This window comes from Rathayibacter sp. AY1B8, assembly GCF_002932775.1.
GTDB lineage: Bacteria > Actinomycetota > Actinomycetes > Actinomycetales > Microbacteriaceae > Rathayibacter.
On the sequence record NZ_PSWJ01000025.1, the window covers coordinates 1 to 21,827 of the forward strand.

The window sequence follows — 21,827 nt, forward strand, 5'->3', positions numbered from 1 at the left end:
CCGCCTCCCTCCCGCTCAGCTGGCCCCTCGCGAGTCGAACCCCTCTCCACCCGGCCCGGACCGCCCCCGCGCGACGCGCCGGCGGAGGAGCGCTGCGGGACGCTCCTCCCCCGGCCCGTCGCGCGGGGGCGCTCCGGGCCGGGTGGAGAGGGGATCAGCTCGCGAAGGTCCAGGTGAGCGGGAGCGAGGCGGACAGGCCCTGGTAGGCGTTGGTGGCCGACGAGTCGAGGGTCACGGCGATGGAGAAGGGGGTGGAGGTGCCGGGGGTGACCGGGGCGGTGTTGAGGGTCTTGACGGCCGAGCCGGCGAGGGTCGCGGCGGTGCCGGTGAAGACGGTGGTCCCGCCGGAGGTGATCACGACGTTGAGCTTGCCGCAGAAGTCGGTGGCGGAGCCGGAGGCGCCGGCCGCGACGTTGTTGCTCTGCGAGCAGGTGGCGCCGGGGGTCAGCGTGAAGGTGTTGGCGTTGACGGTGCCGGTGTTCTTCAGCGTGATCGCGGTGGTGACGGTCTGGCCGGGGACCATCGTGGTCGATCCGCCGAACTTGTTGATGGTCGCGCAGGTCGCGGTGTTGGTGCTGATCGAGCCGCCGTCGGTGCTGAGGCAGGTGATGGGGCTGGCACCGGTCGACTTCTCCTCCATGACGAGCGAGCCGGAGGCGGCGGTGTTGCCGGTGTTGGAGATGCTCGCGACGAAGCCGGACAGGGTGCCGGACATCGAGACGGAGAGGAGAGCGGCGGCGGCGATGCTCGTCGCGATGGCGAGGGGAGCGAAGCGGACGCGCTTGGACTTGGCGGTGTGGGTCGACATGGCAGGACTCCTGATCGGGTGGGGCGGGCTGATGCTGAAGGGGGAGGGTCCGGCTGGTGGTCCGCCGAACTCGATTGACCGCTAAGTTACTTGATGACCAAGATACATTGCAATCGTTCTTTCACCCCCTGTCCGGGTGACAGGCCGGGACCCCCGAGGGCGACCCGTACGATGACCCCAGCCCTACCCCGAGAAGGACGAATGACCACCGAGAGACCGACCCCGCGCGACGTCGACCAGGACGCGCCCGCCGTGCAGCTGCGGCAGTCGCTCCGGCTGCTCGAGAACGCGCAGCGGCACCTCCGCGCGAGCATCGCCGCGGGCGTGGGCGTGGGCATCTCGGAGCTCACCGCGCTCGAGGTGCTCGGCGAGTCGCCCGACCTCACGCCGAAGTGGCTGGGTCTCGAGCTCTCCCTCTCGACGGGCGCCGTGACCGCGCTCCTCGACCGGCTGGCGACCGCCGGCCACGTCGACCGGCTCGCCAACCCGCAGGACCGCCGCAGCGTCCTGCTGCGCCTCACCGCCTCCGGGGAGCAGCTGCTCGCGCAGGTGGACGAGCGCTACGACGAGGTCAGCGCGGAGGTGCTGAAGGCCTCCCCCGGGCTGAACGGCATGGCGGACGACCTGGCGCGTGCCGCCGCGGTCATCACCGCGCACACGATCCGCTGATCCGCGCCAGTCGCTAGGAGTCCAGCGCCCGGGTCAGGGTCCAGACGTTGCGCCCCTCCGAGCGCTCGTGCTCGAACGTGGTCGTCAGCGCCTGGATGAGGGCGAGCCCGCGGCCCGACTCCGCGAAGACGTCCGGCATCTCCCGCGGCCCCGTGCCGATTTCCGGCGGATCGGCCGTGTCGACCAGCTCCGCGTGGATCGCGTCTCCCTCGACGCGCACGACGAGGCGGCAGACGATCGTCGTCGTCGACGTCGCGTGCTGGATGACGTTGTCGACCAGCTCGACCAGCGCCGTCTCGACGGCCATGCGGTCGCGGGCCGGCAGGTCCGGCCGCTCGCCCCAGAGCCCGGCGAGCATCTCGTGGACGACCTCGGTGTCGTCCGGGGGCGTGCGGAACCCGACGCTGCGCTCAGTCACGGTACGCGTCGCCGGTGGTGTCGAAGAGGGTGAGCACCCGGTCCAGGTTGGACAGCTGCAGCACCATCACGACCTGCCCGCTGGGAGCCGCGATCCGCAGGTCGCCGCCCGCCTGCCGCGCGGTCTTGAGAGCGCCGACCAGGGCGCCGAGACCGGAGGAGTCCATGAACGTCACCGCGCTGAGCTCGACGACGATGCGGGGGCTGCCCTCGTCGATCGCCCGGCGGACGGCCGAGCGCAGCTCCGGAGCCGAGGCCGCGTTGAGCCGCCCCTCCCCCCGCAGCACGGCGATGTCGGGGGCGATCGTCTCGGTCGTGAACGTCATGCGGGGTCCTTCTCGGCGGAGCGGTCGGCGCCCGTGCGGGTCAGCACGAGGGCGGTGATGTCGTCGGACGCGGAGCCGGAGGCGGCGAGCGCCCTCAGCGCCTGCAGGAACTCGGCGGTGTCGGCGGAGTCGCGGGCGAGGTCGACCGCGCGCGCCAGGGACTGCAGGGTCCCGTCGTAGAGGTCGAGGACGCCGTCGGTGAAGGCCAGGAGCGAGTCGCCGACCGCGAGCTCCACGGTCTGGGTGATCCAGCCGCCGTCCTCCGCGATGCCCAGCGGGAGGCCCAGTGCCGCGAGCCGCTGGAACGAGCCGTCGGCGCGGAGGAGGACGGTGAGCCCGTGGCCCGCGTCGACGAAGTCGATCCGGCCGGACGCGGTGTCGAGGCGCCCGTGGAAGAGGGTCGCGAAGGTCTCGGTGGCCGTGAAGTCGTCGTGCAGCTGCGCGCTCACCGCGCTGACGACCGCGTCGGGGTCGCCGCCCAGGCGCGCCCGGAACGCGGAGCGGATGGACGCGGCCACGATCGCCGCTGCCGTCCCCTTGCCCATCACGTCCACGAGGGTCAGGTCGACCGTCTCGTCGTCGCCGCGCCAGCTGTAGAAGTCGCCGGTGATCGTCCACCGCGGCAGCGAGAGCCCCGAGAGCTCGTAGCCGGCAGGGTGGTGGAGGGAGGAGGGAGCCATCTGCGTCTGCATGTCGGCGGCGCGGTCGCGCTCCGCCGTGTCGCGCAGCTCCCGCTCGACCCACTCGCCGAACTCCTCGAGCAGCTGCCGCTCGTCCGGGGTGAGGCTCCGGGGCACGAAGTCGATGAGGCAGAGGGTGCCCAGCTGCAGGTCGCCCTCGACCGACAGCGGCCGCCCGGCGTAGAAGCGGACGTGCGGGTACCCCGCGACGTGCTCGTGCCCGGCCCACGCCTCGTCGGCACCGAGGTCCGGCACGACGAAGGTGGTGCGCTTCTCGAGCGTCGCGTCGCAGAAAGTGCCGGCGCGCGGGTAGGCGAGCACGGCGTCCGGACGCTGCGGGGACTTCGTGAACAGCGTGGTGTCGTCGAGGAAGTGGATCTCGGCCACGGGCACGCGGAACAGCTCCTCGGCCATCCGTGTGATCCGGTCGAAGCGCTCCTCCGGAGCCGACCCCATCATCTCGAGCGCCTCGAGCGCCACCAGCCGCGGATCCTGCTCGGCCTCGATCATCCGTGCCCCCTTCCCCCTGCGCGCCGCGCCGGGACTCCCCGGAGCGCACACGCACCTCCGACCGTATCGCCCCGCTTGACGGGTGGGGGACCTTCGGCGCCTCTGTACCCCTCACGGGGTACGGCTGTCGCAGATCGCGCGGTCGGGAGCGTCGGCGGTGGCCGATCCCGGCCGTCCTCGCCTCCGCCTCTTGCCGCCGGACGGAGCGGACCCCTACTCTTCACCCGACGCTCCCCCGGCGACCCGCGAGCACCCGAAGCCCGCAGGCTCGTGGGCGTCGCCTCAGGAGCGCCCGTGCCCACTCAGCCGCGTCCCCTCCGCCGATCGCGCGCGGAGACGAACCGACCCTCTCGATCCGACGCGCCCCGGCGCGGGAGCCCACTCGCTGCGGCGCTCCTGCTCGTGACCGTCCTGATCCTCCCGCTCGCCACCGCGCCGACAGCGTCCGCCGTCGACTCGGCGGGCGACGAGTACGACGCGATGCGCCTCGCCCTCGTCGCCGATCTGACGGGCACGATCCCGGGAAGCGGGAGCGTCGGCGGCCTCGCCGCGGCGAAGGGCCGCCTCGTCGCCGAGGCCGAGGGCTACTGGTCGACGCTCGAGACCGACGGCGGCGAGCCCTGGCCCGATCTGGTCACGGGCACCTCGGCGGTGGAGGTGTGGACCGCCTACAAGCGGGTCACCGTCCTCGCGACCGCGCTGAAGACCCCCGGCACCGCCCTCAGCGGCGACCCGGCGCTCCTCCGCGACGTCGTCACGACCGCCGACTGGCTCTCGGCGAACCGCTACAACCGCTCCACCACCGGCACCTCCCGCTGGTGGGAGCAGCAGATCGGCATCCCGCTCGAGCTGAACAGCATCACCGCCCTCCTCTACCCCGACCTCTCGGCGGCGCAGGTGCAGGCCTACCTGTCGGCCTCGACGCGCTTCGCCGACACCGTCACCCGGACCGGCGCCAACCGCGTCTGGACGGCGGCGGTCATCGCCGGGCGGGCAGTGCTTCTGAAGCAGCCGGCGAAGATCGCGGAGGCGGCCGCCGGCATCGACCCGGCGCTGAGGACGGTGGCGTCCGGCGACGGCTTCCACGCCGACGGCTCCTTCGTGCAGCACAGCGTCTTCGCCTACAGCGGCGGGTACGGGCTCTCGATGCTCGACACCCTCGACGACCTGTACTCGCTGCTCGACGGCTCCCGCTGGGAGATCACGAGCCCGGAGGGGCTCGGCGTGTACGACCGGCTCGCCTCCTCCTTCGCCCCCGTCACCTGGTGCGGCGCCGTGATGTCGACGGTCCGCGGCCGCGAGACCGCGCGGGCGGAGTCGGAGGACGGCGACGTCGGCGTCCAGCTGCAGGCGGCGGTGCTGCGCCTCGCCGACAGCGCCCCGCCCGCGGTCCGGACCCGGACGAACGCGCTGGCGAAGAGCTGGCTGGCCTGCAACGCCGGCAGCCCCGTGAGCATCGAGACGGCCGGATCCGTCAGCGACGTCGTGCGCGCGCGGCTCGTCCTCGCCGACACGGGCCTGACCGCGACCCCGATCGGCTCGGGCGTCCGGGCCTTCGCCGGCATGGACCGCTTCACGCGGACCACGGCGACCTCGGGCTTCGCCGTCGGCCTGTCGAGCACGCGGATCGCCCGCTACGAGTCGCTCAACGGCGAGAACCGCAGCGGCTGGTACACCGGCGACGGCGCGACCTCGCTCCACCTGGGCAGCGGGCGCCAGTACGACGACGGCTACTGGGCCACGGCGAACCCGTACCGGATGCCCGGCACCACCGAGGACACGATCGTCCGGAGCGCGGGCGAGGGCGCGTCGTCCCGCCCGACGACGACCTTCACCGGGAGCCTCGAGAGCCCGTCGCGGCGGACGGGGATCGCGGCGCTCGACTTCGACGCGGCGTCGGTGAGCCTGGTCGCGAAGAAGGCCTGGTTCACCTTCGACGACGAGATCCTCGCGCTCGGCTCCGGGATCACGGCGACCGACATGTCCGGGACCGGCTGGGACGGGGTGCGCCGGCGCGCGGAGACGGTGATCGACGACCGCCGCGACGTCGCTCCCGACGCGAGGCTCCGCGTCGACGGCGTCCTCCGCGGTGCGGAGGCGACCGCCACGAGCACCGCCCGCTGGGCCTCGATCACCGGCTCCGCGGAGTCGGTGGGCTACGTCTTCCCGACGCCGATCGCCCTGACCGCGCAGGGGCGGACCCGCACCGGAGCCTGGAGCGCCGTGAGCGCCGCCGGTCCGACGGCGCCGGTGACCGGCCACTACTACTCCCTCACGACGAGCCACGGCACGAACCCGACCGGCGCCTCGTACGCGTACACGGTCCTCCCCGGCGCCTCCGAGGCGGCGACCGCCGCGTACGCGGCGGACCCGGACGTGACCGTGCTCAGCAACACACCCCAGCTGAGCGCCGCCCGCGACCGCTCGACCGGCACCGTGAGCGCCGTGTCGTGGAAGGCCGGGACCACGAGCCCCGTCCTCGTCGGAGGCACCCGGGTCGCGAGCATCACCGGCGCCGGACTGGTCTCGATCCGGGAGGACGCGGACACGGTGACCGTCTCGACCGTCGACCCGACGCAGGTCTCGACGAGCGCGCTCACCGTGACGCTCGCGCGGCCGACCGCGGGCACGGTGTCCTCGAGCGCCGCCCTGAGCGTGACGAGCAGGACGAGCACCGCGACGACGATCACGTTCCGGCCGAACGGGCTGAAGGGAGCGACGGCGTCCATCGTGCTCGCGAAGAGGGCCGCCACTCCGGTGCCGACGGCCACGCCCACGCCGACCGCCACCGCCGCGCCGACCTCGACGCCGACCGCCACCGCGACTCCGCTCGCCGCCGTCGGGGCCGGCACCCACCAGAACGGCTCGCCGGCCGTCGCCGTCACGGGCACCTGGTCCACGACCTCCTCCTCCGCGGACAGCGGCGGCGGTGTCTCCTTCTCGTCGACAGGGGGCGCCTCCGCCACCCTCCGCTTCACCGGCACCGGAGTCTCGTGGGTGAGCCGCCGGTCCAGCACGTCCGGGATCGACGAGGTCCGCCTCGACGGCGTCCTCGTGGCCTCGGTCGACCGCTACAGCGCCACCACCCGCTCCGCCCAGACCGTCTGGACCAGCGGGACCCTGCCCGCCGGCACCCACACCGTCACGATCACCCGCGGCAGCACGCGGAATCCGGCGGCGACCGGGGGCAACCTGATCCACGACGCCTTCGTCGTGAGGGGCTGACGGCCCGGCTACCACCGGCCGCGGTGCCTGGCCAGGCCCTCGCCTGGCGGCGGGCGGGCCCGTAGCGTCGCCCGGACCGATCGACCCGCCGGGGTCACGACGAGAGGACGCGCCATGAGCAGCACGAGCGACATGATCCGGAGCCACCCCGAGGAGCTGCGCGGCGTCGATCCGGAGGTCCTGGCCGAGTGCATCGACGCGTGCGGCGCCTGCGCGCTCACCTGCACCGCCTGCGCCGACGCGTGCCTCGGCGAGGAGTCGGTCGCCGAGCTGGTCCACTGCATCCGCACCGACCTCGCCTGCGCCGACGTGTGCGCCGCGACCGGCGCCGTGCTCTCCCGCCGCGGCGTCGTCGGATCCGCGGCCGTCCGCGCCCTCGTCGACGCCTGCCTCCTGGCCTGCCGCGCCTGCGCCGACGACTGCGAGCAGCACGCCGGGATGCACCAGCACTGCCGGATCTGCGCCGAGGCCTGCCGCCGCTGCGAGCAGGCGTGCGAGAGGCTGCTCGCGCAGCTCTGAGCACGGGCTCCACCGCGGAACGCCGGCGGAAGGCCTCCCCCACCGGACTCGACGGGCGGCTGTCAACCGTCCTGCCCTGCGCGTCCGGCGCTCCGCGGAGGTCATCGCCCACATCGAGCTCGAGACGCGCCGCATGCAGCCGGCCCGCCCCTCCTGGAGCGAGGAGATGACGGACATCCCGCCGCTGGACTTCCTCGAGTACACGGACATCGCCGACCTCGAGGACGCCCGGCGCGACCCGACGGACTAGGCCGCCGCCGGCTCCTCGGTGGAGCGGGAGTCGCTGAGTGACAGCGAGCCGATCGTCGCGATCACGCCGACGAGGACCGCTACGACCAGGAAAGCGACCCGCTCACCCGCGAAGAAGCTCCGGACGAGGTCCGCGCTCCACGCGCCCGCCGGGAGGGTGGTCGCCACCAGTGCGGCGATCAGCGTGCCGACGACGGCCGTGCCGATGCTGGTGCCGATCTCCTGGGCCGTGTCGTTGAGCGCCGCACCGATCGAGGTGCGGTTCGCGGGCATCGCCTCGACGAGGGCGACGGCGCAGATGGTCATGATCGTCCGCAGGCCCACCGTCATCACGACCATCATCACGGCGATCGCGAGGTAGCCCCGGTCCACCGCCCAGGACATCCCGAGCAGCGCGCCGACCAGGAGCCCGGTGCCGATCAGGCAGGCCGCGCGGTGCCCCAGCTTCGCGGCGAGGCGCTCGGTGACCGGAGTGGCGGCGAGCATCGTGACGATGACGGGCAGGTTCGCGAGGCCGGCGCGCACCGGGCTCCAGCCGTAGGCGTACTGGAAGTGCAGGATCAGGCCGAACAGAACGCTCGCGAAGGCGACCGAGGCGCCGAGCTGCGTGAGCGCCGCTCCCCGCGCGGGGCCGGCGCGGAAGATCGCGAGGTCGATCATGGGCGAGACGGCGCGGCGCTCGCGGACGACGAATCCCGCGACGGCGGCGACGGTGCCCGCGGCGCAGGCGATCGTGAGGAGCGACAGCCAGCCGTTCTCGACTCCGCTGGTGAGTGTGTAGCAGCCGAGCCCCACCGCGGCGACGGTGAGGGCGGTCCCCGGCAGGTCGAGCCGACCGGAGGTGAGGTCGGCGCGCCGGTCCGCGGGGACTCCGAGGCGCACGCCGATCCAGACCAGCAGCGCGATCGGGGCGTTGACGACGAGCAGCCACTGCCAGCTGACGGTGCTGAGGATCGAGCCGCCGAGGAGGGGGCCGAGGACCATGCCGGACATCCCGACGATCATCACGATCGTGATCGACCGCATGCGGAGCCTCTCGTCGTCGAAGAGCCGGAACACCAGCGACATCGTGACGGGCGCCATGGCGGCCGCGGCGCAGCCGAGCGCCGCGCGGAGGGCGATCAGCTGGCCGATGTCGGTGACGAGGACGACGGCGAGGCTGATCAGCCCGAACGCGGCGAGGCCGGTGAGGAGCACGCGGCGGCGGCCGAACCGGTCGGCGGCGGACCCGGCTGTCAGCAGCAGCCCGCCGAAGGTCAGGGAGTAGGCACCGGTCACCCACTGCAGTCCGGCGGTCGACCCGTCGAGTGAGCGTCCGATCGTCGGGAGGGCGATCGAGAGCAGCGTGTTGTCGACCATCTCGACGAAGAACGCGAGGCAGAGAGCGGCGAGCGGGAGTGCCGCGGAGCGGAGGGAGGTGTGAGCGCGGGACTCGGCGGAGGTGGTCGTCGGAGCGGACATCGAAGCGCCTTCCTATCGAACGCCGTTCGACTCTCGTACGGCGTTCGATAGTATGGAACGCCGTTCGGTAAGATGCAAGCCATGCCTGCCGATCGCCCGACGGAGACCGCTGCCGCGCCCTCCCCCGCCCGGGGCCGCCGCCGAGCGTCGCACTCGCTCGACACCGTGCTGGCCGAGGCGATCGCGATCCTCGACGAGTCCGGGGAGTCGGCCCTCACGTTCCGCGCGCTCGCGGCCCGACTCGGCGGCGGCGTGGCGAGCATCTACTGGTACGTCGGCAGCCGCGACGAGCTGCTGGAGCGGGCGACCGACGAGGTCATGGGTCGGGTCCTCGCCGACAGCGAGCCGCTCACCCACGGGCCGGACCCGATCGACAACGTCCGCGCCGTCGCACTGGCCCTCTTCGACGAGTGCGTCCGCCGACCCTGGTTCGGCCTCTACATGCTCCGCACGACCGGGGTGCAGCCCAACTCGATGGCGATGTACGAGCGCCTCGGGCAGCAGCTCATGGCTCTCGACCTGACGCCCCGGCAGCGGTTCCACGCCGTGTCGTCCATCGTCAGCTACGTCGTCGGAGTCGCGGCCGACCTGGCGCAGCCGCCGCCCCGCGAGTTCCTCGAGAGCGGGATGGAGAGAGGCGAGTTCCTCGAGCACCTGGCCGACCGCTGGCGCGCCCTCGATCCGGAGGAGTTCCCCTTCGGCCACCACGCGGCCGACGTCATGGCGACGCACGACGACCTCGACGTGTTCCGCTCCGGCCTCGACCTGCTGCTGGCCGGGCTCCGGCTGCAGGCGGGGCGGGGCTGAGGCCGGGTCAGCTCCCCGAGGTCCGCCGGATCGCCACCACGGTCACGTCGTCCGCCAGCAGCCCCTCGGCCGCCAGGCGGGTGACGCCGGCGACCGCAGCGGCGGCGGTCGCAGGGGCGGCGACGGCCGCGTCGGCCACCCGGTCGAGGGCGGCGAGGGAGCCGTCGAAGAGGTCCAGCACGCCATCGCTGCAGATCAGCAGCAGGTCGCCGGGGTGGAGCCGGAGGCCGGTCGGCTCCCACTCCTGCGTGCCGAGGAGGCCGAGCGGCAGGTGGGCGGAGGGGATGCGCTCGCGCGAGCCGTCGGCGCGGCAGACGATCCCGAGTCCGTGCCCGGCGTCGACGAGCGCGATGTCGCCGGTCGAGGCGCTGAGCCGCAGGTGGAGGAGCGTGATGAACGCGTCGTTCGCCGACAGATCCGGCTCGACGACCCGGTCGATGAGCGCCATCGTCGCCGCGGGGCCGAGGGCGGGAGGAGTGACGCGCAGGGCGGCGCGGACCGTGGCGGCGATCATCGCGGCGCCGACCCCCTTGCCCATCACGTCGGCGACGGTGACGGCGAGCCCGTCGGGCGTGCAGCGCCAGTCGAAGAAGTCGCCGCTCACCGTCCCGCTGGGCACGCAGGCGCCGGCGACGTCGTAGCCCGGGAGGTCCGGGACCGAGCGGGGCTCGAGCCGCCGCTGCACCCTCTCGCCGTCGGCGAGCTCCTGCCGCGAGCGGGCGGCGCCGGCGGTGAGCATCTGCGCGACCTGCTCGCCGCTGAGCGAGGCCATGCTGAACGACACCACGACCAGCAGCACGAGCGTGATCAGCGTGGTGGTCGGGGTCCCGAACCAGGTCGCGAACAGCTCGCTGCGCAGCCCCGCGGCCAGGAACACGGCGAACCGGAGCGCGTAGTAGAGGGAGAGGGCGCCGGAGCTCAGCAGCAGCGGCCAGCGCGTGCGCGAGCGCCCGGCGCCGAGCAGCGCGATCTCGCGGGTCGACAGGCCGATGAGGAGCGCCATCGAGGCGAGGTAGAGCGGCCCTCCCGACCAGTCGTTGACGGCGGGCGAGTCGAGGCTGGACACGCCCGTCACCACCACGGTCGGAGCGACCACCAGCCACCACGGCGTCGGTCGGCCGCGGAGGGAGCGGCTCGCCGCCCAGACCGCGGCGGCGCCGGCCACGATGAGCCCGTTCCCGAGCGGATTCGCCCACACCTGGTCGGCCGTGCCGTCGCGGAGGTAGGCGAGCGAGCCGCCCATGAACAGCGCGAGCGCCGTGCACCACCAGAAGCTGAAGGACGAGCGCGTCGACCGGTAGGTGACCAGCGCGAACAGCAGGAAGAGGGTGAGGGCGGTGACCCCGAAGGCGACGCGGAGGGTCGTGGCATCGAGCAAGGCGGGTCCGTGGCCCTTCCAGGAGACCGAGCGGCGGAGCGGCGGACGGGCGCCGTGATCAAGGGGATCCTGGCACGGCGCGCGGGCCGCTCGGGGCGCGCCGTGGAGGCCGGCCCCGGGGATCCGCGGCAGTGCGGCCCGTCCGCCCACCCGACGGGGGGAGCGGGAGGGGAGCTCACCCGTTCGAGGAGAGACCACCGCCCTCGCGCTCGATACAGCATCGCGTGTACCGTCGCTCCCGTGCCCGCCACCGCGACCCTCACCCACTCCGCTGCTCTCGCGCGCCTAGGATCCGCCCTGGCGGACGAGACCCGGTCCCGGATCCTGCTCGCGCTGCGCGAGGCTCCGGCCGTCCCCTCCGACCTCGCGGACGCGCTCGGGGTCTCGCGGCAGGTGATGTCGAATCAGCTCGCGTGCCTCCGCGGATGCGGGCTGGTGGAGGCCGTGAAGGACGGCCGGTACACCTGGTACCGGCTGGCCGAGACTCGGATCGCCGGGGCGCTCGACCATCTGCTCCGTCTGGCCCTGGTCGTCGATCCGGACTGCTGCTCCGGCGACGACTGCCGCTGCGCATGACCGCCCTGCGCGCTCCGCTCCTCCCCGCCCGCCGCCGCGTGCTGCAGAGGCGGATCCGCTGGATCGTCGGCGCGACCATCGCCTACAACGTGGTGGAGGCGATCGTGGCCCTCGCCGCCGGGACGGTCGCGTCGTCCACCGCGCTCGTCGCCTTCGGCCTCGACTCCGTGGTGGAGGTGCTCTCCGCCGCGGCCGTCGCCTGGCAGTTCTCGGGCCGCGATCCGGAGGCGCGCGAGCGCACCGCCCTGCGGGTGATCGCCGTCTCGTTCCTCGGCCTGGCCGCGTTCGTCGCCGTCGACTCGATCCGGGCGCTGCTCGGATTCTCGGAGGCCCAGCACTCCCCCGTCGGCATCGTGCTGGCCGCCGTCAGCCTGCTGGTGATGCCCGCGTTCTCCCTGCTCGAGCGCCGGACCGGCCGCGAGCTCGGCTCGGCCTCGGCCGTCGCGGACTCGAAGCAGACGCTCCTCTGCTCGTACCTCTCCGCCGCCGTCCTGGTGGGCCTGCTGCTGAACAGCACGCTCGGATGGACGTGGGCCGACCCCGTCGCCGGCCTCGTGATCGCCGCGGTCGCCGTCCGCGAGGGCCTGGAGGCCTGGCGCGGCGAGTCCTGCACGACGCCGATCTCCGCGCTGACGAGCGAGGACTCCGAGGCCTGCGGCTGCTGCTGACGGGGGCGGGACGGCGCGGCGCACATCGGCGGTGGACGACCTCCGTCAGGACTTCGTCGCGAGGCCGGCGGCCGATCGGACCCGCTCCGGAGCTACCGACGGCCGGCCCGCGCCTCGACGACGTGCCGGCACCCGACCCCGCCGCGCTCCAGCTCCTCGCGCTCGCGGCGGAGCCCGACGCGGACTCGCCGCGCCTCTGCCAGCGGCAGCACCGCCTCCGGATCGACGGTCGCCAGCAGGAGCGCCGCCCGCGACCTCGCCGCCACCCGCACGTCCAGGCACGGCGTCTCCTCGGCGAGCCCGAGCAGCGCGGCCACCAGCAGCTCCAGCTCGACCGCGGTCGCGTGGAGCACCAGCACCCGCGAGGCCGGGCTCGACGGGCGGCGGACCAGGAGCGTCGCTCCGGTCATCGTCGCCGCCCTCCCCTGCCCGGGACCGGTCCGGGACGTCCGCCCCGCCTCGGCCCTCGGCGACCGCCCGCGCGACGTCGGCGTGCACGCATGGGGTTCCTTCTCTCGTCCTGCTGCGGCGCGAACTGCACCGCACCTCCATCACACGACGTGGGCACCCGGGCCGGGGAGAGGGTTGCCACGCGCGCGTCGGCGGGTCAGGAGGCGCCGGGGATGAGAGGGTTGCGCGATGTCCACTGCGAGCGTGCCGTCGCCGCGCGCCGGAGTCCGGACCCGGCGCTTCCGGCGCCTCGCCCGCACGGGCTTCGCCGTCAACGGACTGATCCACCTCCTGATCGGCGGCCTCGCCCTGCGCGTCGCGGTCAGCGACGAGACCTCGCGGGAGGCGGACGCGTCCGGAGCGATCGGGCGCATGGCCGACTCCCCCGTCGGGCTCGTGGTGGTCTGGGCCGCGCTGATCGGGCTGGTCGCGCTCGGCCTCTGGCAGCTCTCCCTCGGCGGGCGCTCCTCCGCGCCGGGGCTCCCCGCCCGCCTGGGCCGCCGGATCGTCGAGTCGGGCAAGGGCATCGCCTCCCTCACGCTCGCGGGCACCACGCTCGTCTTCGCCCTCGGCGGCTCGACGAGCTCCTCGGCCACGATCCGCCGCATCAACACCGAGCTGCTGACGAGCACGGTCGGCGTCGTGATCCTCGTGATCGTCGGCGGGATCGTGCTGGGCAGCGGGATCGGCTTCGTCGCGATCGGGATCCGGCGCGGCTTCCGCAAGCTCGTCCGCATCCCCGAGGGCCCGACGGGGACCGCCGTGCTGATCCTCGGCGCGACCGGCTACATCACGAAGGGGCTCGCGCTGGGCCTGGCCGGCGGGATCTTCGTGGTCGCGGCGCTGACCGGCGACGCCCGCCAGGCGACCGGGCTCGACGGGGCCATCCGCTTCCTCGACGTCCCTCCGTACGGCACGATCGCCCTGACCCTCGTCAGCGCGGGACTGGTCATGTACGGGCTGTTCCTCGTCGCCCGGGCGAAGCTCGCGAAGCTCTGAGCCGACGCGGCAGTCGTTCACAGTCGCCACCCATATCGCTGAGTATCGTTCGGAGAAACAGGAGGTCATCATGAACGGATCGTCATCGACCGGCGCGTTCGGCACCGGCACGCCCATCGAGAGCATCTGGCGCGCGATGGAGCAGGCCCGCTCCCGCATGGAGAAGCGCGTCGGCTCCCGGGTCGGCCGCGGGGACGTGCGCACCGCGGTGCTCGCGCTCCTCGCCGAGCAGCCCATGCACGGCTACCAGATCATCCGCGAGATCGAGGAGCGCAGCGGAGGCGACTGGAAGCCGAGCCCCGGCTCCGTCTACCCGACCCTCCAGCTCCTCGCGGACGAGGGCCTCATCACGGCCGACGAGCAGAACGGCCGCAAGACCTACACGCTGACCGACGCCGGCCGCGCGACGGTCGCCGAGCACGGCACCTCGACCCCGTGGAACGACTCCGACCACGTCGACTTCGGCGCCCTGCCCAAGGCGGGCCTCGAGCTCGCCCAGGCCGCGGCCCAGGTCGGACGCTCGGGCACCCCCGAGCAGATCCGCAAGGCCGTCGCCGAACTCGAGGACGTGCGCCGCCGCCTGTACGCGATCCTCGCGCAGGACTGACCCGGGTGGCCTCGGTCAGCCCGGGTCCTGCCGCCCCGGGCCACCGAGAGCGGGAGGACCGGCGGCGCTACCGCCGGATCCTCCGCTTCGCCGCGTGGCATCTCGCGGTCACCTGGTTCTTCGACCTGCTCCTGCCGCGGGTGGGGCTCACGCGCGTCGCGCTCCGCACCCGGCCCGGCCGGATGCGCCGCTTCGCCCGCAGCTTCCACGTGCTCGCGGTCGACCTCGGCGGCCTGATGATCAAGGTCGGCCAGTTCATGTCGTCGCGCCTGGACGTGCTGCCGCCCGAGATCACGCGCGAGCTGGAGGGGCTGCAGGACGAGGTCCCGCCCGTCCCGTTCCCGCGGATCCGGGCGCTGGCCGAGTCCGAGCTCGGGCTTCCGCTCGAGCGCGCGTACGCCGGAGTCGACGAGTCGCCCGTCGCCGCCGCCTCTCTCGGGCAGGCTCACCGCGCCCGGCTCTCCCCCGTCGACGCCGAGGACACCGGCTACTCCGCCGCCATCATGAAGGTGCAGCGGCCGGGGATCGACCAGATCGTCGAGGTCGACCTCGCGGCTCTGCGCCGCGTCGGCGGCTGGCTCAGCCACGTGCGCCTGGTCTCGGACCGCGTCGACGCCCCGGCGCTCGTCGAGGAGTTCGCGGTCACCAGCCTCGAGGAGATCGACTACCTGCAGGAGGCGGCCAACTCCGTCCGCTTCGCCGCCGACTTCGCGGGCGACGCCCGGGTGGCCGTCCCGGACGTGGTCTGGGAGCGCTCGACCCGCAAGGTCCTCACGCTCGAGGACGTCACCGCGATCAAGATCACCGACCACGCCGCGCTGCTGGCCGCCGGGATCGACCCGCGGGAGGTCGCTCCGGTCTTCGCGGCCGTGATGTTCGACCAGCTCTTCACCAACGGCTACTTCCACGCGGATCCTCACCCCGGCAACGTCTTCGTCACGCCGACCCCCGGGGGCGAGCTGCCCTGGCGCCTCACCTTCATCGACTTCGGGATGATGGGCGAGGTGCCGCCGAGCACCCGCGCGGGCCTGCGCCGGATGCTGATCGCCGCCGCCTCCCGCGACGGCAAGGGGCTCGTCGACGCGGCCCGAGCGGTCGGCGTCCTCCTCCCCTCGGCCGACTCCCGCGAGCTGGAGCGGGCGCTCACGCAGCTCTTCGCCCGCTTCGGCGGCATGGGCTTCGCCGAGCTGCGGGAGGTGGACCCGCGCGAGTTCCGCGACTTCGCCCTGCAGTTCGGCGACGTGGTGCGCGCGCTGCCGTTCCAGCTCCCCGAGAACTTCCTGCTCGTCATCCGCGCGATGTCGCTGACCTCGGGCGTCTGCAGCGCGCTCGACCCGGCCTTCAACCTGTGGGACTCGGTCGAGCCCTACGCGCAGCAGCTGATCCGCGAGGAGCGCGGCTCCGTCGTGCAGGACGTCGGCAAGCAGGCCGTCGACACGCTCGGCCTGATCTGGCGCCTGCCGCGCCGGCTCGACGAGCTCGTCACGACCCTCGACGACGGCGAGCTCGCGGTCACCGTCCCCACCATCGAGCGCCGGCTGAACCGGCTCGAGGGCACCGTCCGCCGCGTGATCTCGGCCGTGCTGTTCGCGGGCCTGCTGATCGCGGGCGCCGTCGTGCGCCCGGACGACAGCGGCTTCGGGACCGTGCTGATGATCGCGTCGGCGCTGCCGCTGCTGCACGCCCTGCTGGCCCGCGGTCCGCGCGGCTGAGAGCCGCCGTCAGGCCGCGGCGGCCGCGTCGCATCCGTCACCTCCTCCGCCCACCTCACCGGCGGCGCGGTCGACATCGGCTACACGGACGCGGACAGCTGGCTCGCGCAGCACGGCACCGACTACGGGCTCTGCCAGATCTACGCGAACGAGATCTGGCACTTCGAGCTCGCCACCGAGCCGGGCGGCGACTGCCCGGAGCAGCTGCCCGACGCGAGCGCGACCTGAGCGGCTCTCCCGTGCTCCCGGGATCCGATGCGTCGCGAAAGGTCGTCATCGGAGGCGAAGGGGAGCCGTTCGCGACGCATCGATCGCGCAGGCGGCCGGGCGGCGGGGCTCGGCGGCCGGGCTCAGCGGCTGGTGAGCAGCTCGACGAACTCGTCCGCCATCGCGAGCTGGGCGCTCAGCGCCTCGCGGCGCTCGCGGGCCTGCGCGACGAAGGCGTCGAGCTGCGCGCGGACCTCGGCCGGCGCGTCGTCGCCCTCGGCCTCGAGGGTGTCGATCACGCGGAGCAGCGCGGCCATCTCCTCCAGCGAGAAGCCGAGCGGCTTCATGCGGCGGATGAGGATCAGGCGGTCGTAGTCGGTGGACGTGTAGAGGCGGAAGCCGCCCTCGGTGCGGCCGGACGCCTTCACGAGGCCGATCTCGTCGTAGTGCCGCAGGGTCCGGAGCGAGAGGCCGGTCCGCTCGGCGAGCTCGCCGATGTGCATGGTGCCGATCCTGCTCACCCCTTCAGATCTACCCTTACGTGAGGGTAGGGTTGCCCGTGCTGCTGACACGCCTCTGCAAGCTTGGCATCCCCGCCCGCTTCCGCCGACCCGATGCCGCAGCCCTCCGCGCTCCTCGTCGAGCACCCCTCCCACTCCCTGGAGCCGCCGCGATGGCCCTCGCCTCGAAGACCCCTGCCCGCCCGCACGCCGAGCCCACCGTGATGACGGCGCTGCGCACCCCCCGCATCCTGACCCGGGAGGTCCTCGCCGGCCTCGTCGTCGCACTCGCGCTCATCCCCGAGGCGATCTCGTTCTCGATCATCGCGGGCGTGGATCCGCGGGTCGGCCTCTTCTCGTCGTTCGTGATGGCCGTGTCGATCGCGTTCCTCGGCGGACGCCCCGCGATGATCACCGCCGCCACGGGCGCCGTCGCCCTGGTGATCGCCCCCGTCGCCCGCGACTACGGGATGGACTACTTCATCGCGACGGTGATCCTCGCGGGCGTGTTCCAGATCGTGCTCGGGCTGCTCGGAGTGGCGAAGCTCATGCGCTTCATCCCCCGCAGCGTGATGGTCGGATTCGTGAACGCGCTGGCGATCCTGATCTTCTCGGCGCAGATCCCCAATCTGATCGGCGTGCCCTGGCTGGTCTACCCGCTGGTCGCCGTCGGCATCGTGATCATGGTCGTGATGCCGCGCCTGACGAAGGCCGTTCCGGCGCCTCTCGTCGCCATCGTCCTCATCACCGCGGCGGTCGTCGTGACGGCGGTCGCCGTCCCCACCGTGGGCGATCAGGGCGAGCTGCCCCGCAGCCTCCCCGAGCTGTTCCTGCCGAACGTACCGCTGACCTGGGAGACCTTCACGACCATCGCGCCGTACGCCGTCGCGATGGCGCTCGTCGGACTCCTCGAGTCGCTGATGACCGCGAAGCTCGTCGACGACATCACCGACACCCCCTCCCGCAAGACCCGCGAGTCGCTCGGGCAGGGCGCCGCGAACGTGCTCTCCGGCCTGTTCGGCGGCATGGGCGGCTGCGCGATGATCGGCCAGACGATGATCAACGTGAAGGCGTCCGGCGCCCGCACCCGCATCTCGACCTTCCTCGCCGGCGTGTTCCTCCTGATCCTCGTCGTCGCGCTCGGCGACCTCGTCGCGATCATCCCGATGGCCGCGCTGGTCGCGGTGATGGTGATGGTCTCGGTGGCGACGTTCGACTGGCACAGCATCCGCCCGTCGACCCTGAAGCGGATGCCCGTGGGCGAGACGGTCGTCATGATCGCCACGGTCGTCGTGGTCGTCCTCACCCACAACCTGGCGATCGGAGTCGTCGTCGGCGTCCTGGCCGCCATGGTCGTCTTCGCCCGCCGGGTCGCCCACTTCGCCACCGTCGAGCGCACCCTCTCGACCGACGGATCGACGGCCCACTACACGGTCACCGGCGAGCTGTTCTTCGCTTCCAGCAACGACCTCACCACGCAGTTCTCCTACGCGGAGGACCCTGCGCACGTCGTGATCGACCTCTCCGGCTCCCACATCTGGGACGCCTCGACCGTCGCCGCGCTGGACGCCGTCACGACCAAGTACGAGCGCCACGGCACCCGCACAGTGATCGAGGGGATGAACGACGCCTCCACCCGGATTCACGGCCGCCTCGCCGGGAACCTCGGCGCGGGGCACTGAGGGCGGGGGCCGCGGGACCGCGGCGCCCGCCGGGGTCGATGCGTCACGAACGGTCGTCACGGCGGGCGGATGAGGACCGTTCGTGACGCATCGATCCCGAGGGGGCGGGGGTGGGAGGGCGAGCGGGCGGCGCTAGACGCGCACGGGCGCGACGGAGGCGCGGCGGATCAGGCGCGTCTCGAGCTCCATGCGGGTGGCCGAGGCGCCCGAGGCGAGCGGGGTCGCCGACCGGTGCGCCTGGTGCAGCATCCGGAAGGCGATGGCGCCCATCTCGCCGATGGGCTGCTGGATCGTGGTCATCGGCGGGGTCGCCCAGGCCGACTCCTCGACGTCGTCGAAGCCGATGACGCTGAGGTCGCGGGGGATGCGGAGGCCGGCGTCGTCGGCGGCCTCGTAGACGCCGAGCGCCATCACGTCGGAGCAGGCGAAGAAGGCGGTCGGCGCGTCGGGCTCGGCGAGCATCAGCCCGGCGGCCTCGCGGGCCAGCTCGCGGTCCCAGTCGCAGTAGGCGACGCGCGGATCCTCGACCCCGGCGGCGCGGAGCGCGGTGGTGAAGCCGTCGATCCGGGCGCTGCTGTAGAGCTGGGTGCGGGTGCCGCCGAGGACGCCGAAGCGGGTGTGGCCGGCGTCGAGCAGGTGCTCGGCGGCCATGCGGCCCCCGTCCCAGTTGGTCGCGCCGACGCTCGCGACGTCGGCCGGCGGCCGCGTGCTGGGGTCGACGACGACGACGGGCAGCTCGGCGGTGGTCAGCAGGTGCAGCTGCGCGGCCGAGACGTTGACCAGCACCACGATGGCGCCGAGTGAGGGGCGGCGGAGGAGGCGGCTGATCCAGGCCCCGTCGTCGCGGGCGCGGGTGAGCACCAGGTCGGCCCCGGCGGCGGAGGCCTCGGCCTCGATCCCCTCGAGGACCGGTCCGATCCAGGTGCCGCCGATGTGGCCGACGACGACGTCGACGATCTGGGCGGAGTGCGGATCCTCGACCGGCGGGCGCAGGCGCGGTCGGCGGCGGTAGCCGAGCGCGTGCGCCGCCTCCATCACGCGCAGACGGGTCGCCTCCGAGACGTCGGTGCCGCCGTTGAGCACCTTCGAGACGGTGGGGACGCTCGTCCCGGCGCGCTCGGCGATGAGCGCCATGGTCGGGCGGGTGGTCGCTCCGGAGACGTCGTCGTGGTCGGGCATGTGCTCACCGTAGCGGATGCCGACTTTCGCAACTAGCTCTGCGGCAGGACGGCTTGCTCCCGCCGGGAACCGCGGTGCATGATGGTCGGACGCCGGGGCTCCCGCGCAGAAGTTGCGCAAGTCCTGTTCGATGACGAACCGCGGAGCGATCCGCCCGCACGTGAGGACGACGATGACCGACCACTCCCCGACCACTCCCGGCAAGACGGCCCTCGTCGTCCGAGGGGGCTGGGACGGCCACCAACCGGTCGAGGCGACCGAGCTGTTCCTGCCGTTCCTCCGCGACAACGGCTACGACGTGCGCGTCGAGGAGTCGACCGCCGTGTACGCCGACGAGGCCTACATGCGGACGGTCGACCTGATCGTGCAGTCGAACACGATGACCTCCATCCAGTGGGAGGAGTTCCTGGGCCTCCGCGCGGCGGTCGAGCGCGGCACGGGCCTCGCCGGCTGGCACGGCGGGATCGCCGACTCCTACCGCGACAACTCCGACTACCTGCAGCTGATCGGCGGCCAGTTCGCCTCGCACCCCGGCAAGCACCCGGACGAGCGCACCGGCGAGCAGTCGGACAACTACATGCCGCACACGATCGAGATGACGGCCCTCGCCGCCGACCACCCGATCACGCAGGGCATCTCCGACTTCGAGCTGGTCACGGAGCAGTACTGGGTGCTGCACGACGACTACAACGACGTGCTCGCCACGACCACGCAGGCCGTCCGCCCGTGGGACCCGTGGAAGCGCCCCATCACCTCCCCCGCGATCTGGACCCGCCTCTGGGGCGAGGGCCGCATCTTCGTCTCGACGCCGGGCCACCGCGTCGAGATCCTCCAGGACGACAACGTCCGCACGATCATCGAGAGGGGAATGCTGTGGGCGTCCCGCTGAGAGTCGGCATCATCGGCGTCGGGAAGATCAGCGAGCAGTACCTCGCGAACCTCCCGACCTTCCCCGGCCTCCGCCTCGTCGCGGTCGCCGACCTGAACCAGGAGCGGGCGCAGCAGGTCGCCGACGAGCAGGGCGTCCGCGCCCTCACCGTCGACGCGCTGATCGACGACCCGGAGATCGACGCGGTGCTGAACCTCACGATCCCGGCGGCGCACGTCGAGATCGGCACCCGCGCCCTGAAGGCGGGCAAGCACGTCTTCGCCGAGAAGCCGCTCGGGCTGACCCCGGCCGAGGCCGCGCCGATGCTCGACCTCGCGGACGAGCTGGGCCTGCGCTTCGCGAGCGCTCCGGACACGGTGCTCGGGACCGGCGTGCAGACCGCGCGCCTCACCCTCGACTCCGGCGCGATCGGCACCCCGATCGCCGCGCAGGTGCACTGGGCCGCTCCCGGCCACGAGCGCTGGCACCCGGCGCCCGAGTTCTACTACCAGCCCGGCGGCGGCCCGCTGCTGGACATGGGCCCGTACTACCTGACGGCGCTCGTGCACTTCTTCGGGCCGGTCGTCCGCGTCACGGGCCTGGCCACCCGCTCCGACCGCCCGCGCACGATCGAGACCGGGCCGAAGGCGGGCACGCCGATCGAGGTGACGATCGACACGCACATCACCGCGCTGCTCGAGCACGCGAGCGGAGTCGCCACCACCGTCACCGTGAGCTTCGAGGTCTGGCGCAGCCGGGCCCCGAAGTTCGAGGTCTACGGCACCGAGGGCACCATCTCGGTCCCGGATCCGAACATGTTCTCGGACCCGGTCGAGGTCGCCGTCCGCGACGAGGACTGGCGGGTCGTCCCCGACTCCGCCGGCGTGATCGACACCGGTCGCGGAGTGGGACTGGCCGACCTCGCGGAGGCGATCGCGGAGGACCGCCCGCACCGCGCCTCCGGCCGCGTGGCCCTGCACGTGCTCGAGATCATGGACGCCGTGCTCCGCTCGAACGAGGAGAAGGCGGTCGTGACGATCGCGAGCACCGCCGAGAAGCCCGACGTGATGCCGCTGCGCACGGCGGGCTCGATCGGCGCCTGACAGCGCCGGGGGGCGACGACGGGAGGCGGGGGATCGCCGCCAGCGCGTCGCTCCCCGTTCGGGGGTGACGGCGGGGGGCGAAGCCGTAGACTCGGCGGATCGACGGTCCTCAGCCGCCGTCGCACGCGGAGGGGGATCGGCCGTGGCAGTCGGCTTCCGGCGGAGCGGAGAGCTCCGTGCCCTCACACGCCCCCGGCTCCGGGCGGCCGGGGACCCGCTCTCCCCCG

Annotated in this window: 21 protein-coding genes; 12 read left to right on the forward strand and 9 right to left on the reverse strand. The window is 73.2% G+C overall.

Annotated elements, in window-relative coordinates; all coding sequences use genetic code 11:
- Positions 1-154 precede the first annotated feature (154 nt).
- The gene (locus C5C63_RS13490; protein ID WP_104224276.1) at positions 155-808 is read right to left on the reverse strand and encodes a hypothetical protein; all 654 of its coding nucleotides are present in this window, start codon (positions 806-808) and stop codon (positions 155-157) included.
- Between the two features lie 201 nt (positions 809-1,009).
- On the opposite strand from C5C63_RS13490, the gene C5C63_RS13495 reads away from it, so the two are divergent.
- On the forward strand, positions 1,010-1,477 hold the full coding sequence (locus C5C63_RS13495; protein WP_104224277.1) for a MarR family transcriptional regulator: 468 nt from the start codon (positions 1,010-1,012) through the stop codon (positions 1,475-1,477).
- Positions 1,478-1,490: 13 nt separating this feature from the next.
- Here C5C63_RS13495 and C5C63_RS13500 read toward each other — a convergent pair whose 3' ends face one another.
- The 3 genes from C5C63_RS13500 to C5C63_RS13510 are packed head-to-tail and all read right to left on the reverse strand — an operon-like array spanning position 1,491 to position 3,410.
- Positions 1,491-1,895 (reverse strand): ATP-binding protein, encoded by a 405-nt coding sequence (locus tag C5C63_RS13500; RefSeq protein WP_104267898.1) that lies wholly within the window; start codon positions 1,893-1,895, stop codon positions 1,491-1,493.
- Positions 1,888-2,220 (reverse strand): STAS domain-containing protein, encoded by a 333-nt coding sequence (locus C5C63_RS13505; protein ID WP_104326233.1) that lies wholly within the window; start codon positions 2,218-2,220, stop codon positions 1,888-1,890. The genes C5C63_RS13500 and C5C63_RS13505 overlap by 8 nt, the downstream gene beginning before the upstream one ends.
- Positions 2,217-3,410, reverse strand: coding sequence for a PP2C family protein-serine/threonine phosphatase (locus C5C63_RS13510; protein ID WP_104224280.1), 1,194 nt, complete (start codon positions 3,408-3,410; stop codon positions 2,217-2,219). The genes C5C63_RS13505 and C5C63_RS13510 overlap by 4 nt, the downstream gene beginning before the upstream one ends.
- A 402-nt stretch (positions 3,411-3,812) precedes the next feature.
- Here C5C63_RS13510 and C5C63_RS13515 point away from each other — a divergent pair, with 402 nt between their 5' ends.
- Positions 3,813-6,635 carry a polysaccharide lyase 8 family protein gene (locus tag C5C63_RS13515; RefSeq protein WP_104326234.1) on the forward strand — a complete coding sequence of 941 codons (2,823 nt, stop codon included), beginning with the start codon at positions 3,813-3,815 and terminating at the stop codon, positions 6,633-6,635.
- A gap of 114 nt (positions 6,636-6,749) precedes the next feature.
- Positions 6,750-7,154, forward strand: coding sequence for a four-helix bundle copper-binding protein (locus tag C5C63_RS13520; RefSeq protein WP_104326235.1), 405 nt, complete (start codon positions 6,750-6,752; stop codon positions 7,152-7,154).
- A 246-nt stretch (positions 7,155-7,400) separates the two neighbouring features.
- Here the strand turns inward: C5C63_RS13520 and C5C63_RS13525 are convergent, their stop codons facing one another.
- The gene (locus tag C5C63_RS13525; protein WP_104255961.1) at positions 7,401-8,864 is read right to left on the reverse strand and encodes an MFS transporter; all 1,464 of its coding nucleotides are present in this window, start codon (positions 8,862-8,864) and stop codon (positions 7,401-7,403) included.
- An 81-nt stretch (positions 8,865-8,945) separates the two neighbouring features.
- Here C5C63_RS13525 and C5C63_RS13530 point away from each other — a divergent pair, with 81 nt between their 5' ends.
- Positions 8,946-9,671 (forward strand): TetR/AcrR family transcriptional regulator, encoded by a 726-nt coding sequence (locus C5C63_RS13530; RefSeq protein ID WP_219812210.1) that lies wholly within the window; start codon positions 8,946-8,948, stop codon positions 9,669-9,671.
- Positions 9,672-9,678: 7 nt separating this feature from the next.
- Here C5C63_RS13530 and C5C63_RS13535 read toward each other — a convergent pair whose 3' ends face one another.
- On the reverse strand, positions 9,679-11,049 hold the full coding sequence (locus tag C5C63_RS13535) for a PP2C family protein-serine/threonine phosphatase (protein WP_104326236.1): 1,371 nt from the start codon (positions 11,047-11,049) through the stop codon (positions 9,679-9,681).
- A 240-nt stretch (positions 11,050-11,289) separates the two neighbouring features.
- Between C5C63_RS13535 and C5C63_RS13540 the strand changes: the two genes are divergently transcribed.
- Both C5C63_RS13540 and C5C63_RS13545 read left to right on the forward strand, forming a co-directional pair.
- Positions 11,290-11,625, forward strand: a complete 336-nt coding sequence (locus C5C63_RS13540; RefSeq protein ID WP_104234042.1) for a helix-turn-helix transcriptional regulator — start codon at positions 11,290-11,292, stop codon at positions 11,623-11,625.
- Entirely contained in the window at positions 11,622-12,293 is a 672-nt protein-coding gene (locus C5C63_RS13545; protein ID WP_104326237.1) for a cation diffusion facilitator family transporter, read from the forward strand. Before C5C63_RS13540 ends, C5C63_RS13545 begins: the two co-directional genes overlap by 4 nt.
- 92 nt (positions 12,294-12,385) lie before the next feature.
- Here the strand turns inward: C5C63_RS13545 and C5C63_RS17110 are convergent, their stop codons facing one another.
- The gene (locus C5C63_RS17110) at positions 12,386-12,703 is read right to left on the reverse strand and encodes a hypothetical protein (protein WP_104261209.1); all 318 of its coding nucleotides are present in this window, start codon (positions 12,701-12,703) and stop codon (positions 12,386-12,388) included.
- A 229-nt stretch (positions 12,704-12,932) separates the two neighbouring features.
- On the opposite strand from C5C63_RS17110, the gene C5C63_RS13555 reads away from it, so the two are divergent.
- The 3 genes from C5C63_RS13555 to C5C63_RS13565 all read left to right on the forward strand — a co-directional run bounded on the left by C5C63_RS13555 (position 12,933) and on the right by C5C63_RS13565 (position 16,061).
- A complete protein-coding gene (locus C5C63_RS13555) occupies positions 12,933-13,742 on the forward strand; it encodes a DUF1206 domain-containing protein (RefSeq protein WP_104234039.1) in 810 nt (269 codons plus the stop codon).
- A gap of 70 nt (positions 13,743-13,812) precedes the next feature.
- On the forward strand, positions 13,813-14,349 hold the full coding sequence (locus C5C63_RS13560; RefSeq protein WP_104224292.1) for a PadR family transcriptional regulator: 537 nt from the start codon (positions 13,813-13,815) through the stop codon (positions 14,347-14,349).
- A gap of 5 nt (positions 14,350-14,354) precedes the next feature.
- Positions 14,355-16,061: an AarF/ABC1/UbiB kinase family protein gene (locus C5C63_RS13565; protein WP_104295810.1), complete on the forward strand. Its 1,707-nt coding sequence runs from the start codon at positions 14,355-14,357 to the stop codon at positions 16,059-16,061.
- 350 nt (positions 16,062-16,411) lie between these two features.
- On the opposite strand, the gene C5C63_RS13575 is transcribed toward C5C63_RS13565, so the two are convergent.
- A complete protein-coding gene (locus C5C63_RS13575) occupies positions 16,412-16,771 on the reverse strand; it encodes a MerR family DNA-binding transcriptional regulator (RefSeq protein WP_104227142.1) in 360 nt (119 codons plus the stop codon).
- A 170-nt stretch (positions 16,772-16,941) separates the two neighbouring features.
- Here C5C63_RS13575 and C5C63_RS13580 point away from each other — a divergent pair, with 170 nt between their 5' ends.
- Positions 16,942-18,450, forward strand: coding sequence for a SulP family inorganic anion transporter (locus C5C63_RS13580; protein WP_104326238.1), 1,509 nt, complete (start codon positions 16,942-16,944; stop codon positions 18,448-18,450).
- 132 nt (positions 18,451-18,582) lie between these two features.
- Here the strand turns inward: C5C63_RS13580 and C5C63_RS13585 are convergent, their stop codons facing one another.
- Positions 18,583-19,629, reverse strand: coding sequence for a LacI family DNA-binding transcriptional regulator (locus tag C5C63_RS13585; protein WP_104295812.1), 1,047 nt, complete (start codon positions 19,627-19,629; stop codon positions 18,583-18,585).
- 172 nt (positions 19,630-19,801) lie between these two features.
- On the opposite strand from C5C63_RS13585, the gene C5C63_RS13590 reads away from it, so the two are divergent.
- Both C5C63_RS13590 and C5C63_RS13595 read left to right on the forward strand, forming a co-directional pair.
- A complete protein-coding gene (locus C5C63_RS13590; RefSeq protein ID WP_104224320.1) occupies positions 19,802-20,518 on the forward strand; it encodes a ThuA domain-containing protein in 717 nt (238 codons plus the stop codon).
- Positions 20,503-21,600, forward strand: coding sequence for a Gfo/Idh/MocA family protein (locus C5C63_RS13595; RefSeq protein WP_104295813.1), 1,098 nt, complete (start codon positions 20,503-20,505; stop codon positions 21,598-21,600). Before C5C63_RS13590 ends, C5C63_RS13595 begins: the two co-directional genes overlap by 16 nt.
- The last annotated feature ends 227 nt before the right edge of the window (positions 21,601-21,827 follow it).

What these genes read in the sequence shown, in the direction of transcription:
- C5C63_RS13495 (WP_104224277.1), top strand. Translation starts at nt 1,010, where the DNA reads ATGACCACCGAGAGACCGACCCCGCGCGACGTCGACCAGGACGCGCCC.
- C5C63_RS13490 (WP_104224276.1), bottom strand. Translation starts at nt 808, where the DNA reads ATGTCGACCCACACCGCCAAGTCCAAGCGCGTCCGCTTCGCTCCCCTC.
- C5C63_RS13590 (WP_104224320.1), top strand. Translation starts at nt 19,802, where the DNA reads ATGACCGACCACTCCCCGACCACTCCCGGCAAGACGGCCCTCGTCGTC.
- C5C63_RS13545 (WP_104326237.1), top strand. Translation starts at nt 11,622, where the DNA reads ATGACCGCCCTGCGCGCTCCGCTCCTCCCCGCCCGCCGCCGCGTGCTG.
- C5C63_RS13525 (WP_104255961.1), bottom strand. Translation starts at nt 8,864, where the DNA reads ATGTCCGCTCCGACGACCACCTCCGCCGAGTCCCGCGCTCACACCTCC.
- C5C63_RS13585 (WP_104295812.1), bottom strand. Translation starts at nt 19,629, where the DNA reads ATGCCCGACCACGACGACGTCTCCGGAGCGACCACCCGCCCGACCATG.
- C5C63_RS13580 (WP_104326238.1), top strand. Translation starts at nt 16,942, where the DNA reads ATGGCCCTCGCCTCGAAGACCCCTGCCCGCCCGCACGCCGAGCCCACC.
- C5C63_RS13575 (WP_104227142.1), bottom strand. Translation starts at nt 16,771, where the DNA reads ATGCACATCGGCGAGCTCGCCGAGCGGACCGGCCTCTCGCTCCGGACC.
- C5C63_RS13520 (WP_104326235.1), top strand. Translation starts at nt 6,750, where the DNA reads ATGAGCAGCACGAGCGACATGATCCGGAGCCACCCCGAGGAGCTGCGC.
- C5C63_RS13505 (WP_104326233.1), bottom strand. Translation starts at nt 2,220, where the DNA reads ATGACGTTCACGACCGAGACGATCGCCCCCGACATCGCCGTGCTGCGG.
- C5C63_RS13560 (WP_104224292.1), top strand. Translation starts at nt 13,813, where the DNA reads ATGAACGGATCGTCATCGACCGGCGCGTTCGGCACCGGCACGCCCATC.
- C5C63_RS13530 (WP_219812210.1), top strand. Translation starts at nt 8,946, where the DNA reads ATGCCTGCCGATCGCCCGACGGAGACCGCTGCCGCGCCCTCCCCCGCC.
- C5C63_RS13510 (WP_104224280.1), bottom strand. Translation starts at nt 3,410, where the DNA reads ATGATCGAGGCCGAGCAGGATCCGCGGCTGGTGGCGCTCGAGGCGCTC.
- C5C63_RS13555 (WP_104234039.1), top strand. Translation starts at nt 12,933, where the DNA reads ATGTCCACTGCGAGCGTGCCGTCGCCGCGCGCCGGAGTCCGGACCCGG.
- C5C63_RS17110 (WP_104261209.1), bottom strand. Translation starts at nt 12,703, where the DNA reads ATGACCGGAGCGACGCTCCTGGTCCGCCGCCCGTCGAGCCCGGCCTCG.